Genomic DNA, 16183 nt, shown 5'->3' on the forward strand with positions numbered 1-16183 from the left:
GCTGCCCCTCTCGAAGCCGGGAAAGTGGCATGACGGGCCGGATTCGACAAGCTGGACCTTGCCGAAATCCGTGCCGATGCCGCCGGAAACCGGAAACCGTGTCGCTGGGGCAACCTTTCGCCGTGCCGTCGCTCCACAAGCCTGCTTCATCAGCACCACCGAAACCGTGCAATGGCGATTGCAGCCTCGCGCGGAGCGCGTATTCTCGCGTCGAACTCGAAATGATGGTGCATCAGCGGCATGACGACGATATCGCAATCGGTGCGGAATTTCGAGAACTGGCTGGCTGGCGAACTCGGCAACGATCTCGTCAAGAAGGATCTGCGGGAGAAGCACAAGAAGATGCGCAGCAACGCGTTCGTCTTCCTGCGCGCCACCTATTGGCGCTGGTGCGAAACCATCCTCGATATCTGCTCGGACCTCGCAGGTGCGCCTGAAGTGCTGGCAGTCGGCGATATGCATCTGGAAAATTTCGGCACCTGGCGCGACGTCGAGGGCCGGCTTGTCTGGGGCGTCAATGATTTCGACGACGCGGCGGTCATGCCTTATGCGCTCGACCTCGTTCGTCTGGCGGCAAGCGCCATCCTGGCGCGCGGCGACAACGGCCCGTCCGTCCGCATGGTCGGCGAACTGATCCTCACCGGCTATCGCAGGGGCCTTGAGAATCCGCTGCCCGTCATCCTCGAGCGCGACTACAAATGGCTCCGCAAGGCATTGGTGCTGCCGAATGCCGAACGCCGGGAATTTTGGGAGAAATACGAGACCCTGCGTCCCGGCGAGAAACCGGCGCCTCCCGCCTATATCAAGGCGCTTACCGGTGCATTGCCATCCGGCTCAGGTCGCTTCGTGGCCAAGCCGCATCGCGCCGGCACCGGCAGTCTCGGTCGGCCACGTTTCGTCGCCTATTGCGAATGGCAGGGCGGGCCGGTTCTGCGCGAGGCGAAGGCGCTGGTGCAGTCGGCCTGGTCGCTTTGCCACGGGCCGCAGCACGGGACGATCCATGCGGACAAGATTGCCGGAGGGCGTATGCGCTCGGCCGATCCTCACTATACCGTCTCCGGGCATATCCTCCTGCGCCGGCTCTCGCCGAACAGCCGCAAGATCGAGATCGACAAGCACCCGGAAATCCTGCTTGCGCCGACGATGCTCGAGCTGATGGGCTTTGAGATCGCCAACTGCCATTCCGACGATCCGACGGCGGCGGTGGCGATCCTGGACGATCTGCGGGTGCGCGGGACCGAATGGCTGCATGAAGCGGCAAGGGCCGCGGCGTCGGCGATCAGTACCGAGCAGAAGGCCTATGCGCGCGTCGGCTGAGAGATCCGAACGATGTGCTGATCCCAGGCGACGGCGCTGCGGGTCGACAGGAAGTCGCCATCATAGGAGGAGACGGCAAAGCCCTCTCTTGCCGGCGCGATGCCCGCGGCATCCGCAATGACCGTCTCGGCCAGCACCTTGCCGGTTTTCGCGTCGATCGTCACCGAGGCGCCGCCTTTCGGGGAGGTGATGCCGACGAGGCCTTCGCTGCGATTGACGGCGATCGCGCCGACGTAGTTGGCAAGCCTGCGCGTCGTCTCTTCCGGCAGCTCGACGAAGGAAAGATCTTCGCCCTTGGCGAAATGACCGACAAGCGGCGGCAGGTCCTTGCGGTGGCCTTCATACTGGCAGGCGAACCAGATGCGGCCGTCGCCGTCGAGGTCGACGTGGCGGGTCGACAGCTGCGACCATTCGGCCGGCAGCACATGTTTTTCGATCAACGCGCCCGTCGCCGCATCGATCAGCACAAGCGATGGCTGCATCGCCCCGAGATTGAGCTTGGTGCGGCCGAAATCCGGATGCGTCTCGATGCCGCCATTGGCAACGATGAGCAGGCGTCCGTCATCGGAAACGGTCATGTCGTGCGGGCCGATGCCGTAGGTCTCGAATTCGCCGATGCGGGTGAAGCGGTCGGTCGCATCGTAGATTCCGATCATGCCGCGGTTGGCGTCGAAATCGTTCTCGCTGGCGTAGAGAATGCGGCCGTCGGGCGAGAAGACGCCGTGGCCGTAGAAATGCCGGTCGTCCCGGGAGCTGATGACGATCGGCTGACCCTTATTCCGCGGATCGAAGATCATCGCATAGGTGCCGGGCCGGCGCGCAAAGGCGACGGTCTTGCCGGTGGCGGCGCTGAAGGCCATGCCGTGAGCCCGGGCGGGAAGCGCCACCTGATCGATGATCTCGCCGCGTTCCGTCACCGTCGCGATGGCAAAGGAGCCGTCGGCGGCGCGAATGCCCGAGGCATAGACGGCGTCCGAGCGCTCCAACGCCATCAGCGACCTTGGCGTCAAGGCCGCAAGGAAGCCGATCCCTGCCGCCTTGACGAAGCTGCGTCGATCGATCGTGGTGCTTCGTATCATCGCTTCAGTCTCCGTCCGAAAAGGAAAAGCCGGCCGACAGGCCGATGGCCGAGCCATATTCGTCGCTTATACTGGTAATCAGCTGGCGGCTGTCGGCAAGCAGCGCATCGAGCTTGGCCTTCTCGGCATCGCTCACGGCGACGTCGATGTCCGGATTGAGCTTCGGCACGCTGTCGAGCAGCGATTTGAAATCCGCGTCGATCAAGGCGGCAACCGACCGCTTGTCTGCCGGCAGAAGCTCGGCCATGCCGGCCTTCTGCCAGAGCGTGCGCAGGCCTTCCAGATTGGCAGCCATCGCTTTCCAGGTGTTCTTCGAACGCCAGTAGATGGCCATGCGCGGGCGCGGCGCGGTGTCCTTGCCCTTGTAGAACTGCTCCAGCCGCTGATCGCGGACATTCTCCGCACCGTGGACGAGAATGCCGAGCAGTGCGGTCACGGCTTCCTTGTTGTCCATGAAATCATTGCTCTGCGGGCCCGGATGTTTCCAGCTCGCCTGCACGCCATCGGGTTTTTCCCAGGCAGCGACGACTTCGCCGGCCTCACGCTGGATATTGCCGGCGACCGCTGCGCCGTAAAGGCAGCGGAAGCCGCCCTTCTGCTTGACGAGGTCCTCCGAGCCGTTGCCGTAGAGCACATATTCCAGCGCTGTCAGGCCCTGCAGCGCCACACTCTTGCCGGCGATCGCATCGACGGTCGCGTCCTTCGGATCGGCCTTGGCGATCAGCGCCTGCACCTGCCTCAAGCCGACACCCTTGCGGTCGGGATAGAACAGGATGTGCTCGAAGAGATTGTCCTGGATAACGGGCCCGGTCTGGACGATCTCGATGATCGACCAGTAGCGGATCGTGTCGTCGAAGGCCGATTTCGCTTTGTCGAGCGTTTGCTGCGTGCCGCCGTCGCAGAGATCCTTCATCGCCGTCGTCAGCCGGGCGGCCGATTGCTGCATGTTGCGATAGCCGGGGCGGATCACCTCGTCGACGGCGCGCTGCAAGACGGCGGGAACGGCATCCTCGTTCAACCCTGCCGGAGGCGCGGCGGTCTGGGCGGCCCCCGATGTGGCGAGGCCGATCAGAGTGAGGCAGAGCAAGGGGTGCCAAAGGCGCATCAAAGTGACTCCAGGAACGTAATCAGGGCCGCCCGGTCGTCTTTAGACAGGGAGGAGAAAGCGTTGCGGGCCTTTTCAGCTTCGCCGCCATGCCAGAGAATCGCCTCGGTGACGTTTCGCGCACGGCCGTCATGCAGGAAAAAGCTGTGTCCGCTGACAGTCCGGGTCAGTCCTATACCCCATAGCGGCGGCGTGCGCCATTCACGTCCACTTGCAAGCCCGACCTGTTGCCCATCAGCAAGGCCGTCGCCCATGTCGTGCAGAAGAAAATCGGAATAGGGCCAGATCAGCTGGAAGGATTGCGCCTCGTCGGGCGTATTCCGGGCGGTGACGAATTTCGGCACATGGCAGGAAATGCAGCCGGTTTCGTAAAAAATCCGCTTTCCCCGCAGCGTGTCGGGAAAGCTCGCCTTGCGCCGCGCCGGCACGGCGAGATTTTCCGAATAGAAAGTCACGAGGTCAAGAACGGGACCCGGGGCTTCTTCTGCACCCAGCCGTTTCTGCACCCCGGTCGGCATCTCAAGGCATTTCTCTTCCGCCTTGGTGCAATCGCCCTGCGCGTCCGGCTGATCGGGCGTCGAGATGCCGACATCGTTGGCGAAAGCATCGGCGCTCTGGTCGCGAACTGTAGCGTTCTGCGCTTTCCAGCCGAACCGGCCGAGCGTGATCTTGCCGCTGCGGTGGTCGCGAACGATCGCCGCCTTGCCCGAAATGCCGTCGCCGTCGGTATCGTCCGGGTCGGCGTGGGCAAGGATGTCAGCCTCGGGAATGGCCTCGATCAGCCCGAGCCCGATCATCGCAGGAGCGACACGCGCCGAGATCGTCGTTGCGGGATCGAGCGGTCCGTAGGCAAGGTTCTTCACCCCGTAAGCAGGCCGGCGCAGCGACACGGTCTCACCATCACCGAGCGTCACTTTTTCGTCGTGATAGCTGATCGTCATCCGACCTTCGGCAGCAAGGCCCGGAACGGCAAGATCCTGCAACTGATGGCCATAGGCCGGGTCGGGGAAATTGACGACATCCGCCCGTGCTATCGCCTTCTTTTCCACCGGTGTTGCGACGGCACGGGAAAGCCGCAGGACCATCGAGACGGCGCTCGGCCCCCCCTCCGGCGGTTTGCCGCGGCCATCATTGACATGACAGCTCATGCAGGAGCGGGCGTTGAAGAGCGGTCCGAGGCCATCGGAGGCCTGCGTCGAAGAGGGAGCGGAAACCCAGAGCTTGCGGAAGAGCGCGTTGCCAAGCCTGAAATTCTGCTCTTCCTCGAAGGGGATATTGGCCGAAATATGCGAGAAGCTGTCTTCGGTGACAGGGTCGATCGAGGTCGTAGCCCCTGCCTGCATCGCTTCATATTGTTCGGCCTTGGAAAAATCCTGGGTCGGCTGCGTGATGTCGGCGACGCGTGCGAGATCGGCCTCGGAAAGGTCGGTGCGTTTCGCCGGCAGGTCGAAGCCGGAGGCGAAAGCGAGGGGCGCTCCCGCAAGGGCGGCGAAGGTGGCGATGCGGAGGGAGAGGCGGAGTTTCGAGAAGAGGCGACCTTTCCGAGCGCCAAGCTCGACGATGCTGGCGCCTGTTTCCCGCTCTACTCCCTCATTCTCTTCCTCGGGTTTAACGCGAGGGATGTCACAGGAATCCAGTGCGCCCAAGTCTTTGGGCGCGGAAGACTCTCCCCTGACCGAGTCATTCACGGCGCCGACACGCCGTGGCTGGATTCCTGTGACATCCGTCGGGCGGAGCCCTGAGGACACAGGAATGAGGGAGGTAATAGACGGCATTTCAGAGTCCGGGCCGCTCCACTGAGAGCGGCCCGCCTTTTGCTTATTTGAAGACGGCGTTAGGATTATCCAAGCTGTCGGAACCTTCAAGCTGAACCGCGCCGAGATCGAGTGCGGCAACAACGCGCTGGATCGATTTCGTCTGGTCGATCAGACCGTCGATGGCGGCCTGGACGACCGCGTTGCCTTCCTTGTTGCCCTCGGCGATCATCTGGTCGTACTTCTCGACCGTCTCGCCGCGCTTTGCCATGGCATTCATCGCATCGAGCGTCTTGTTGAGCTTGCCTTCCATCTCGGCATCGAGCGCCTTGTCCTTGGCGGCGACGAGGTCTTGCAGCGACGGGCCGCTGAGCTTGGTGCCGTCGACGCGGGTATAGTTGCCGGTATAGGCGGCGGCGATGCCGATCGCGTCGTTGAGATGCGAATTGTAGGTATTGTCGGAGAAGCAATCATGCTCTTCCTCCGGATCGTGCAGCAGCAGGCCGAGCTTCATGCGCTCGCCAGCAAGTTCGCCATAGGAAAGCGAACCCATGCCGGTCAGGATGGCGACGAGGCCGGCCTTCGGATCTGCTTCGACGGTCTTCGTCGCCACCCCGTCCGGCTTCCAGTCATCGGTCATTTCCTTGAGGTCGGAAACGAGCAGGGTGGAGGCGGACTTCAGATATTCGGCGCGCCGGTCGCAATTGCCGTGCGTGCAGTTCTTGAGGTCGTAATCGGTGGCCGGGCGGTTGCCGGCGCCCGGTCCGGTGCCGTTCAGATCCTGGCCCCAGAGCAGGAATTCGATGGCGTGGTAGCCGGTCGCGACATTGGCTTCGATGCCGGCGGCTTCGGCGAGCGTGCCGGAGAGGAATTCCGGCGTCAGCTTCGAGGCGTCAACATCCTTGCCGTCGATCTTGATCGTCTTGTTGGCGATGACGTTGGCCACATAGAGCGAGTTTTCGTCGCTCTCGGTGCCGTAGGAGGCGTCGACATAGTCGATCAGGCCCTCGTCGAGAGGCCATGCGTTGACCTTGCCTTCCCAATCGTCGACAACAGGATTGCCGAAGCGATAGACTTCGGTCTGCTGATAGGGTACGCGCGCCTTGATCCAGGCATCCCTGGCGGCCTTCAGCGTCTCGTCGGTCGGCGCCTTCAGGAAGGCGTCGATGGCGGCGTCGAGCGCCTTGGCCGTCGTCAGCGAGTCCTCATATTTGGCATGCGCCACCTCGGCATAATGTTTCACCACGGCGCCAGCATCGGTCTCGGCCTGCGCGGGAAGGGCGAGCAGGGCGGCGGGGGCAATCGCCAGCACGGCTGCGCGGAATGTATTGAGCTTCATAATCCTCTCCTGTGACGGATCTTCCGTCTAATCGGGCTCCGTCTCTTCGCGCAAAAGTAAACTGGTGTCAAACGCTCTAGTTTGGAATGATTTTAAGAATGGCGCGGGCCGGCGCACCCCGGTCTTTCAGGTGCATTTGGCTGAAGATCAGCACTTCACGTCGAAATGACGGGCCCCAGTCTGCGCATGCAGCGGGGGGGCGTCAGCCCTTCCGCTGCATGCGGCAGAAGAAGAAGCCGTCCGTGTCGGTGGAGGCGGGCGTCAGCGTCACGGTCAGGCCATCGGAAGAGTGCGGACGCGGCGCCTGCTTTCCGAACAGGCCGTCCCAGGCGGGCAGGGCGCCGACGATCTCAAAATCAGGGTTCCCGGCCGTAAAGCGGCGCACCTGTTCCTCATTTTCCTGCGGCAGCACCGAGCAGGTGACATAGATCAGTTCGCCGCCCGGTTTGACGAAGCCGCTCGCCTGCGCCAGCGCGTCCTGCTGCTGGGCGGTGCGTTCGTCGAGGTTCTTCGCCGTCAGCCGCCATTTCGTGTCGGGGCGGCGGCGCCATGTGCCGGTGCCGGTGCAGGGCGCGTCGACCAGCACCTTGTCGCAGCGCCCGGCAAGACCCGACAGCCCCCTGGCGTCGTCATGCACCTGGACATTGCGCGTGCCTGCCCGCTTCAGCCGCTCAATGATCGGCGCCAGCCGTTTGCGGTCGGCGTCATAGGCGTGCACCTGACCCTTGTTCTGCATGGCGGCGGCCATGGCGAGCGTCTTGCCGCCGCCGCCGGCGCAATAATCGAGGATCTGTTCGCCCTCGCGCGCGAGCACCAGATCGGCGACGATCTGCGAACCTTCGTCCTGAACTTCGAACCAGCCTTTCTGGAACGAAAGCTCGGCTGTCACGTTGGGAAGACGCGAGGCGCCTTCGCCGGCGGCAATCCGGATGCCGTAGCGGGCGATCTTCGCGGCATGCGCGCCGGCTCTTTCGAGCGCCTTGACCGCCTTGTCGCGCGAAGCCTTCAGGATGTTGGCGCGCAGATCAAGCGTCGGGCGGGCGGCAAGCGCCTGTGCTTCGGCGAGCCAGCCGGCGCCGAAAGCCTGTTCGAAGGAGGATTGCACCCATTCGGGAATATCGCCGCGGATATGCGGCGGCGCGTCCTCGAGCGAGCGGCTTGCAAAGGCGGCTGCGGCCTCGGGTGAAAGCGGCGCCGGCGCGAACTTGTCGTCGGCGAGTTCGGCGGCAAGACTGTCTGGGGTGAAGCCCCATTGACGGAACATGACGGCGTGGGCAATAGCCGCAGCGCTGTCGTCATTCATCAGCCAGGCATGCGAAAGCCGCATGCGCAAGGCGTCGTAGACGATGTTGCCGATTGCCGCACGATCGCCGGAACCGGCGAAGCGATGGGCAAGGCCCCAGTCCTTGAGTGCGTCGGCGACGGGTCGCTTGCGGGCATCAATGTCCGCGAGCACAGAAATCGCCCCTTCGAGGCGGCCGCCCAGACGCATTCACATATCTCCTGTTGCCGTGCCGTGTGAACGATCCGCACACAGTGCCGGGCGGATGGTTTACAGGTTTCAACCGCGTGGTAACCGCGATTGGCGGCAAGAGCAAGCGCCGCTGACGGCGCAGGCGGTTGCAAGCTCCGGGCTTAGCTGATCACCTGGTAGCAGACCTTCGCCGTGCCGGAGCTCACCATGCCGATATTCTGTGCGGCGGCGCGCGACAGATCGAGCACACGGCCGCGGATGAACGGACCGCGATCATTGATGCGAACGACGACGGTGCGGCCATTGTTGCGGTTGGTGACCTTGACCTTGGTGCCGAATGCGAGCGAACGATGCGCGGCAGTCAAGACGGCGGGGTTCATACGTTCTCCGGAAGCAGTTTTGGAGTGAAGAGCGTACCATGAAGCACCGCCGCAGCCATTTGCAGCAAAACCTTCCGCCGGAAGCAGGGAAGAGCAGGCCGCAATAGTTGCCGCAGCGATAATAGAACGGCTGATTTTCTTCAAAACGGAGTATCCCTCAACTATTGAACACACGCCTTTGCAGGCGGCGGGGCTTAAATCCGTCGAAAAATGGCAAAAAAGTGCCGCTCACGATCACGGAATGTTGCATTCTGTAATATGTGTGATGCTATTGATAAAATTTCGGAATTTGCCCCATGCGGTCGGACGTAGAAAAAACCTAATGGAATCAGCTAAAATTCAAATGAATTTTCCGACGAAGCGTTAAACTGCGCGGTCCTCACGGAAATCACGAAATTTTTTTCCCGCCTTCGCCATATTTGCTGCCACATTTGAGCAAATTCAAAGGCTATTAACCATAAGATGCGGCGAGAATTGTTCGTAAGAGTGCCGAAAGTAGGAATTTCCTACTCATTTTGGGTGATAACTCTGGCCGACCGGATCTAACCGCGCCAGCGCCTGTCCAGCCACAATTGTGCAAGCGACATCGGATAGTTCGGGAATGAGAATTCGAAACCGGCCGACTTCAGTTTTGCGTTGGAAACCCGCTTGTTCTCGCCGTAGAAAGAACGCGCCATCGGCGTCAGCTCGGCGGTTTCGAAGGCCTGTTCCGGAGGCGGTTCGACGCCCATCAGCCGTGCCGCCTCGACGATCACGTCCTGCGGCGGCCCCGGTCGGTCGTCGGTGATATTATAGATGCCGCCGAGGCCGCGCTCCGACAGGAAGCGCGCCGCCGCGCCGATATCCTCGACGCGGATGCGGTTGAAGACCTGGTCCTTCTTGATCAGCCGCCGCGCCGTGCCCTTTTCGAGATTGCAGAAGGCGTTGCGCCCCGGCCCATAGATGCCGGAAAGACGCAGCACCGCCGCCGGCACGCCACGCTCGCGGCCCATTGCCAGCCAGCCCTCTTCGGCCTCAAGCCGCTCCTTCGACCGCCCGGAAACCGGCAGGCACGGCGTGTCTTCGCTTACCCAGGCGCCCTGGTGATCGCCATAGACGCCGACGGTGGAGAGATAGCCGATCCATTCGAGCCTCGGCAGCAGGCTCGCGCCGTTTTTATTGAGCAGTCCCAGCAACGGATCGGCCTTTCCAGGCGCGATCGACTGCACGACATGGGTGACATCGGCCAAAGCCCGGACGAGTTCCTCTTCCATCGTCTCGCCATCGAACAGGAATGCCTCGATGCCGGCGCGGCGGAGCGCTTCCATCTTCTCTGCGGAACGGGTCGTTCCGGACACCCGCACGCCGTCGCCGGCGAAGGCCTTGGCGATTGCCGTGCCGGAATAACCGCAGCCAAAGATCATCACATGCATCAGCCCACTCCCGCCAGCCGCCATTCGTTCAGCACATTTTCGTCGCTCTCGTCGGTCCTTTGTGCGGCAAAGGCGGAGAATTCGCCAGCCTCCATCAGCCGGGAAAGCGCCCAGACAGCCATGCCGCGGACCGCCGGGGCGGAATCGCCGGCGAGCGCACGACATTGCGCAATGAGCGCCGTCTCGCCGGAATTGCCGGCAGCGATCAGCACGTTGCGGATGAAACGGTCGCGACCGATCCGTTTGACCGGCGAACCACTGAAGAAGGCGCGGAAGGCGGCATCGTCCAGCGTCAGCAGAAAGGCGATCGACGGCTCCTTCAGCTCTTCGCGCGCCTGCAACTTCATTTCGGAGGCGGAGCTTGCGAACTTGTTCCAGGGACAGGCGGCGAGACAGTCGTCGCAGCCATAGATGCGGTTGCCGATCAGCACCCGCAGGTCGGGGTCGATTGGTCCCTTGTGTTCGATGGTGAGATAGGAGATGCAGCGCCGCGCGTCGATCTGGTAGGGCGCCGGGAAGGCGGCGGTCGGACAGATATCGAGACAGGCGCGGCAGGAGCCGCAATGATCGATCTCCGGCGCGTCGACGGCAAGATCGGCGGTGGTGAACATCGAGCCGAGAAACAGCCAGGAGCCTCGTGTGCGGCTGACGAGATTGGTGTGTTTGCCCTGCCAGCCGATACCGGCCGCCGCCGCCAACGGCTTTTCCATCACTGGCGCGGTGTCGACGAACACCTTCACATCGGCGCCGGCGCGTGCGGCAAAGCGTGTGGCGATCTCCTTCAGCCGGCCCTTGATGATGTCGTGATAATCGCGATTGCGGGCGTAGACGGAGATTGCCGCCCTGTCCGGCTTGCCGAGGACGTCGCGCGGGTCCTCCTCCGGAGCATAATTGAGGCCGAAGACGACGACGGACCGGACCTCGCTCCAGAGCGTCAGCGGATCGCCGCGCCGCTCGCGCGTCTCCGCCATCCACTCCATCGTCCCGTGGCGTCCGGCATCGATGAACTCACCGAGACGCTGTTTGGCTTCGGGGATCGCGTCAGGGCGGGTGATGCGGCAGAGATCGAAGCCCTTGGCGGCAGATTCCGCCCGGACGAACTCGGTCAAATTGTCGCGGCGGCGGCGCTCTTTGTCATCATTGTCGGGCATGAGGCGCCCTCGTCAGAAATCCAGATCGGCATAATGCGAAACCGGGGTCAGGCCGCGCACCCGCTCGGTCAGCATCGGCCGGAAGGAGGGGCGCGATTTCAGCCGCTGGTACCATTCCTTGACGACCGGAGCCTCGGCCCACTCGATCTCGCCGAGATAATCGAGGATCGAGATCGAGGCGGCGGCGGCAAGGTCGGCATAGCTCATCCGCTCGCCCGCCAGCCACTGACGCGAGCCGGCAAGCCAGGTGAGATAACGCATATGCTGGCGGATATTCGCGCGGGCCGTGCGCAAAATCTTCGAATCCGGCGCTCCGCCGCCCTGATCGGCGGTCATCTGCAACTTGTAGACACGCTCGCGGGCGAGCGGCTTCGTCACGTCGTTTTCCATTTTCTGCATGAACCATTCGCTCAGCCGGCGGATTTCCGCCCGCTGGAACGGATCCTCGGCGAGCAGCCGCCGGTCGCGCTTCAAGACCCCGTGCGTCTCGTCCAGATATTCGGAAATGACGCTCGCGCCACAGAGCGCACGCATGCTGTCGTCGACATAGACCGGCAGCGTACCGGCCGGATTGAGCGCCAGGAAATCGCGGCGCTTCTCCCATGTCTGCTCTTCGATCAGATCCGCCTGATAGCCGTATTCCGCCAGGATCAGCCGGACGAAGCGAGATGCGGAGGACATGGGATGATGATAAAGCGTGGGCATCGATACTCGGGCTTTATGATTGCTGTTACAGGACTGTGTGGCAGCTCGTTTATAGCGCCTTAGTCATGACTCATTGGTTGAAGCTATAGGAGTTTGGCCCGGCCAACACAAGCGAATCGGCTTTCACGCCATCTGACAAGGGACAAAACACACGTCTTGCGCACGAGGATAACGGCTGCTTGATCGGCTCAGACGCAGCTCCGAGCATTTCCCGCAGGAAGTGCTCGGTCCGAACGACCTTTAAACCGGAGACAATTTATGGACTATATCAATGCCGCCATTCTCGGTGTCATCGAGGGGATCACCGAGTTTCTGCCGATCTCCAGCACCGGCCATCTCATCATTGCGGAGCAATGGCTCGGCCACCGGTCGGACATGTTCAACATCGTCATTCAGGCGGGCGCCATCCTTGCCGTCACGATCATCTACTGGCGCCGCCTGCTGGATCTGGTGCTTGGCTGGCGCGAGCCCGAGAATCGGGACTATGCCTCCAAACTGATCGTCGCATTTCTCATCACCGCAATCCTCGGCCTCGCCGTCAAGAAGCTCGGCTTTGAACTTCCCGAGACCGCGACGCCGATCGCCTGGGCGCTCATCATCGGCGGCATCTGGATGATCTTTGCCGAATGGGCCGCCGCGCGCCGGCCGCCGCATAAGCAGATCACCTGGCTTGTCTCTATTCTGGTCGGCATCGCCCAGATCGTTGCCGGCGTCTTTCCGGGGACGTCACGCTCCGGCGCCACGATTTTCGTCGCCCTGCTGGCCGGCACCGGCAATCGCGCCGCGGCGACCGAATTTGCCTTTCTCGTCGGCATCCCTACGATGTATGCCGCAAGCGGCTATGAGTTGCTGAAGACCTTCAAGGATGGCGGCGCGGCAGGTGAAGACTGGACGGCGCTCGCCATCGCGTTCGTGGTCTCCACGATCGTCGCTTTCATCGCCGTCAAATGGCTGCTCGCCTATATAAGGAGCAACCGCTTCACGCTCTTTGCCATCTACCGCATCATTCTCGGCGTCCTGCTGCTCGGCATGGCCGCGACCGGCATGATCGCCTGAGGCAGCTGCAACTGCATTCGCGCAACTCCCGGCGCGAATGCATTGCCCTGTCGGAAGTTTGCGCACAAGGACCCGCTCGCCGGCAAACGTCGAGTTTTCAGATCTATCTTGAGGAAGGACGCTCGTCGCCGCTTTGAAGCAGGCAATATCGAGCCTTCATTGCGGAACGCCTGGTTCGGCGTTCCCGACGGCTTGTCTTCGTGGATGCCGGCGCAAGGTGCCGGCCTTTTCGTCAGTGGCTGATCGAAGCCGTCGAGCAAGGATCGACGCCGTAGGCCGGCGAGCAGTCGCCCTTGACCGCCGCGACCGAACCGGGCGCAACGAAGGAGCCTGCCATGATAATCAGCGCCGCACACGCAAAAAGGAGCGCGATTGACTTGCCCATCGATAAATGCCTTTCACAGTGATTGCCGCACGCCTTCGCAGACGTTGAGTCCGTTGGAAGACGCGGGGTTTGGTAGTCAGTGGAATGACAAATAGCAATAAACGTTCCTGCTAAATTTGGCGTTAATTCCACAAAATTTCCGCTGCGCCTTTTATGCAACGCTGCTCGATACAGCCGGCAGGAAAACAGGCCGAGCTTGCGCCGGCATCGTGGCGCCGCGCGCCGTTCAGGACGCGCAAAGGACGCCGCAACTGTTAAGGTGCTGCGGCAAAGCAAAACGCCGCCCGCGGGATCGGCGGACGGCGTTATCGTTCCTCGGGAAAGATGGTCAGGCGGCCTTGCCGGAGCCGGTATACTGGCCGTGCGGACGGTACTGCACGAGATAGGAGCCGAGCACCGATGCCGGCATGGTGGGCGTAATGCCGAGTCCCTTCAATGTGCGGCCTTCCGCCTCGGCCTCTGGGGATACGACGTTGTCGCGCTTGAGCAGGCGCACCTGGTCCGGCGTGATCGGCGGTGTCACAAAGGGGATCAGCGAGGCGATGCTGCCGATCAGCGAAGCCAGGCCGAAGGGCAGGGACACCAGCGGGTTCTTGCGGCTCGTCACCTTCAGCATCATCTCGAGACATTCGCGGAAGCTCAGCACCTCGGGTCCGCCGAGCTCATAGATCTTGCCGCCGGCAACCTTGCCGTCGACGGCGCGGGCGACCGCCTCGGCGACGTCCTCGACATAAACAGGCTGGAATTTCGTCCTGCCGCCGCCGACCAGCGGCAGGACAGGCGACATGCGCGCCATGTCGGCAAACTTGTTGAAGAAGCTGTCCTCCGGTCCGAAGACGATCGACGGACGGAAGATCACCGCATCGGACTTGATGGAGAGAATGGCCGCTTCCGCGCGGCCTTTGGTGCGGCCATAATCCGAATCGGAATTGGCGTCGGCGCCGATCGCCGAAATATGGGTGAGAGTCGCGCCGGCATTGCGCGCCGCTTCTGCAACCGCGCGTCCGCCGAATTCCTGTACCGCGTCGAAAGTGTTGCGGCCGGTCTGATGCAGAATGCCGACGCAGTTGATGACGTGGCTGGCGCCCTCGACGGCACGGTCGATCGAGTTGCGATAGCGCAGGTTCGCCTGCACGAAGGAAATCTGGCCGACATTGCCGAGCGGCTGCAGGAAGCCGGCGAGATCAGGTCGGCGCACGGCGACCCGGATGCGATAGCCGCGCTTGGCGAGCGCCCGCACCACGTGCCTGCCCACGAAACCGGACCCTCCGAACACGGTGACGAGCGGCGGCAGGTTGGCAAGGGTCATGGCAGGTTCCTCGAAAGGCTTGGGGATGCTTTGTCGGCACCGTATTAGCCCAATCCCGAGGCGACGGGAAGGCCTATCGCGCCGTCAGTTTTTGGCGGTGCGCGCAGCTTAGACGCCTTCGACGACGACCATTTCCGCATCCGCCACTTCCTGGCGGATCTTGGCGGCGATCTGGTACTCCGGCGAATTGTAGCAATCCACCGCATGCTGCATCGAAGGGAATTCGATCACGACGTTGCGGGCGCGCGCCTTGCCCTCGAGCTCGGTGATGGCGCCGCCGCGCGCCAGGAAATTCGCGCCGTATTTTTCGAAGGCCGGTTTGGCCGCCGCCACGTAATCCTTGTAGCGCTCGGCGTCAAGAACGTCGACGCGGGCGATCCAATATGCCTTGGCCATGATCTTCTCCCTTGTGCTTTTGAATTCAGCGGTTTGCCGGCCAGAGCGCGCTCACCATCTCGTTGAGGACGGCGCGGGCCGCCTCTTTCGGATCGGGCGCCTTGACGATCGGCCGGCCGACGACGAGATGGGTTGATCCCGCTTTCAGCGCATCGAACGGCGTCATCACCCGCTTCTGGTCGCCCTTGTCGCTGCCGGTCGGGCGAATGCCGGGCGTGACGATCGCCATGTCGGGACCGACGACCTCCCGCACCTCGGCTGCCTCCGCCGCCGAGCAGACGATGCCGCCCATGCCGGCGACGCGCGCCTGTCCGGCGCGACTGAGCACCAGGCTGTGCGGGTCCTGGCTGTAGCCGGCCTCGGCAAGGTCCTCGGCATCCATCGAGGTCAGCACGGTGACGCCGAGCAGGCAGAGACCGGAGCCGGCCGCCGCCTCCACCGCCGCCCGCATCGCCTTCGGATAGGCATGCAGCGTCAGCATCGACATGCCCATCTTGGCGATATTCTCGACGCCTGACGCGACCGTGTTGTCGATGTCGAGCAGTTTCATGTCGAGAAAGATCTTCTTGCCGCTTGCGGCAAGGTCGCGGGCGAATTCGAGGCCGCCGGCAAAGACCAGCTGATAACCGATCTTATAGAAGAGAATGTCGTCGCCGAGCGTGGAAACCAGTCCTTCTGCCTCGCCGATCGTTGGGACATCCAGGCCGACGATCAACCGCTCGCGTGCATCCATGTGAAGTCACCCCGCCAGTTTTCGATGGACGTCCAGTCGCATGTCAGGCCGAGATCCGCAAGGCTGAAAGCATAGAGATTGCCGCCGCCGGCCGGCTGGTCGCGGTCGCGGGCGATCGGCCGTCCCGCCAGATGGCATTTCAGCAGCGTGCCGACGCCGCCATGGCCGACGAAGGCGATCGGTGCGGCCGCATCATGTGTGGCGAGAACGGCCTTGACCGCCGCGACGATGCGGGCCTGCGCGTCGACGGCGCGCTCCCAACCTTTGAAGCTTTGTTCCGGATTGGCAAAGAACCAGTTTGCCGCCTCTTCGAACTGCGGCGGCGGCAGGAAGCCGGTGGCCGAGCGGTCGTTCTCGTGCATGCCATGGACGATCTCGACGCTGATGCCGGAAGCGGCCGCCAGGCTTTCGGCCGTTTCGATCGCCTTCGTCTCGTCGCTGGAGACGATGCGGGTCAGCCGGCTGGCCCAATCGCTCTCGGCAGCTTTGCGGGCGCGGGCGGCGCCGACCTCGGAAAGGCCCCATTTCGGCACCGGAACATTCGCATCGATCTTGACCTGCGGATGGGTGATATAAAGGCCGAACATC

Annotated in this window: 16 protein-coding genes; 2 read left to right on the plus strand and 14 right to left on the minus strand. The window is 62.8% G+C overall.

What is annotated here, in order from left to right; genetic code table 11:
* The first annotated feature begins 240 nt into the window (after positions 1–240).
* The gene (locus HJB91_RS05185; protein ID WP_221153583.1) at positions 241–1317 is read left to right on the plus strand and encodes a DUF2252 family protein; all 1077 of its coding nucleotides are present in this window, start codon (positions 241–243) and stop codon (positions 1315–1317) included.
* Here HJB91_RS05185 and HJB91_RS05190 read toward each other — a convergent pair.
* The 9 genes from HJB91_RS05190 to HJB91_RS05230 form a co-directional block, all read right to left on the minus strand.
* Positions 1299–2396 carry a DUF1513 domain-containing protein gene (locus HJB91_RS05190; RefSeq protein ID WP_221145745.1) on the minus strand — a complete coding sequence of 366 codons (1098 nt, stop codon included), beginning with the start codon at positions 2394–2396 and terminating at the stop codon, positions 1299–1301. The two genes, HJB91_RS05185 and HJB91_RS05190, sit on opposite strands and share 19 nt — an antisense overlap.
* A 4-nt stretch (positions 2397–2400) precedes the next feature.
* Positions 2401–3501, minus strand: coding sequence for an imelysin family protein (locus tag HJB91_RS05195; protein ID WP_221153584.1), 1101 nt, complete (start codon positions 3499–3501; stop codon positions 2401–2403).
* A complete protein-coding gene (locus HJB91_RS05200) occupies positions 3501–5276 on the minus strand; it encodes a di-heme oxidoredictase family protein (protein WP_259669837.1) in 1776 nt (591 codons plus the stop codon). The genes HJB91_RS05195 and HJB91_RS05200 overlap by 1 nt, the downstream gene beginning before the upstream one ends.
* 43 nt (positions 5277–5319) lie before the next feature.
* Entirely contained in the window at positions 5320–6594 is a 1275-nt protein-coding gene (locus HJB91_RS05205) for an imelysin family protein (RefSeq protein ID WP_221153585.1), read from the minus strand.
* 202 nt (positions 6595–6796) lie between these two features.
* Entirely contained in the window at positions 6797–8086 is a 1290-nt protein-coding gene (locus HJB91_RS05210; RefSeq protein ID WP_210629504.1) for an RsmB/NOP family class I SAM-dependent RNA methyltransferase, read from the minus strand.
* A 143-nt stretch (positions 8087–8229) separates the two neighbouring features.
* Complete coding sequence (locus tag HJB91_RS05215) at positions 8230–8592, minus strand: septal ring lytic transglycosylase RlpA family protein (protein WP_184457978.1); 363 nt, start codon at positions 8590–8592, stop codon at positions 8230–8232.
* Between the two features lie 398 nt (positions 8593–8990).
* Complete coding sequence (locus tag HJB91_RS05220) at positions 8991–9860, minus strand: SDR family oxidoreductase (RefSeq protein WP_221153586.1); 870 nt, start codon at positions 9858–9860, stop codon at positions 8991–8993.
* Positions 9860–11011, minus strand: coding sequence for a tRNA epoxyqueuosine(34) reductase QueG (queG, locus tag HJB91_RS05225; protein ID WP_221153587.1), 1152 nt, complete (start codon positions 11009–11011; stop codon positions 9860–9862). Before queG ends, HJB91_RS05220 begins: the two co-directional genes overlap by 1 nt.
* Before the next feature lie 12 nt (positions 11012–11023).
* Positions 11024–11716 (minus strand): glutathione S-transferase family protein, encoded by a 693-nt coding sequence (locus tag HJB91_RS05230; protein WP_210629501.1) that lies wholly within the window; start codon positions 11714–11716, stop codon positions 11024–11026.
* Between the two features lie 258 nt (positions 11717–11974).
* On the opposite strand from HJB91_RS05230, the gene HJB91_RS05235 reads away from it, so the two are divergent.
* Positions 11975–12772, plus strand: coding sequence for an undecaprenyl-diphosphate phosphatase (locus HJB91_RS05235; RefSeq protein ID WP_210629500.1), 798 nt, complete (start codon positions 11975–11977; stop codon positions 12770–12772).
* Between the two features lie 232 nt (positions 12773–13004).
* Here HJB91_RS05235 and HJB91_RS05240 read toward each other — a convergent pair whose 3' ends face one another.
* From HJB91_RS05240 to HJB91_RS05260, 5 genes are all read right to left on the minus strand, one after another.
* Positions 13005–13157 carry a hypothetical protein gene (locus HJB91_RS05240; protein WP_041678526.1) on the minus strand — a complete coding sequence of 51 codons (153 nt, stop codon included), beginning with the start codon at positions 13155–13157 and terminating at the stop codon, positions 13005–13007.
* Positions 13158–13485: 328 nt separating this feature from the next.
* Positions 13486–14466 (minus strand): complex I NDUFA9 subunit family protein, encoded by a 981-nt coding sequence (locus tag HJB91_RS05245; protein WP_210629499.1) that lies wholly within the window; start codon positions 14464–14466, stop codon positions 13486–13488.
* A 108-nt stretch (positions 14467–14574) separates the two neighbouring features.
* Positions 14575–14862, minus strand: coding sequence for a DUF1330 domain-containing protein (locus HJB91_RS05250; protein ID WP_221145761.1), 288 nt, complete (start codon positions 14860–14862; stop codon positions 14575–14577).
* A gap of 25 nt (positions 14863–14887) precedes the next feature.
* The gene (gene pyrF / locus HJB91_RS05255; RefSeq protein ID WP_210629497.1) at positions 14888–15595 is read right to left on the minus strand and encodes an orotidine-5'-phosphate decarboxylase; all 708 of its coding nucleotides are present in this window, start codon (positions 15593–15595) and stop codon (positions 14888–14890) included.
* Complete coding sequence (locus HJB91_RS05260; RefSeq protein ID WP_221145763.1) at positions 15574–16182, minus strand: histidine phosphatase family protein; 609 nt, start codon at positions 16180–16182, stop codon at positions 15574–15576. The genes pyrF and HJB91_RS05260 overlap by 22 nt, the downstream gene beginning before the upstream one ends.
* Position 16183 lies beyond the last annotated feature (1 nt).

Source organism: Rhizobium sp. NLR10b, from assembly GCF_019685435.1.
Classification (GTDB): domain Bacteria; phylum Pseudomonadota; class Alphaproteobacteria; order Rhizobiales; family Rhizobiaceae; genus Rhizobium.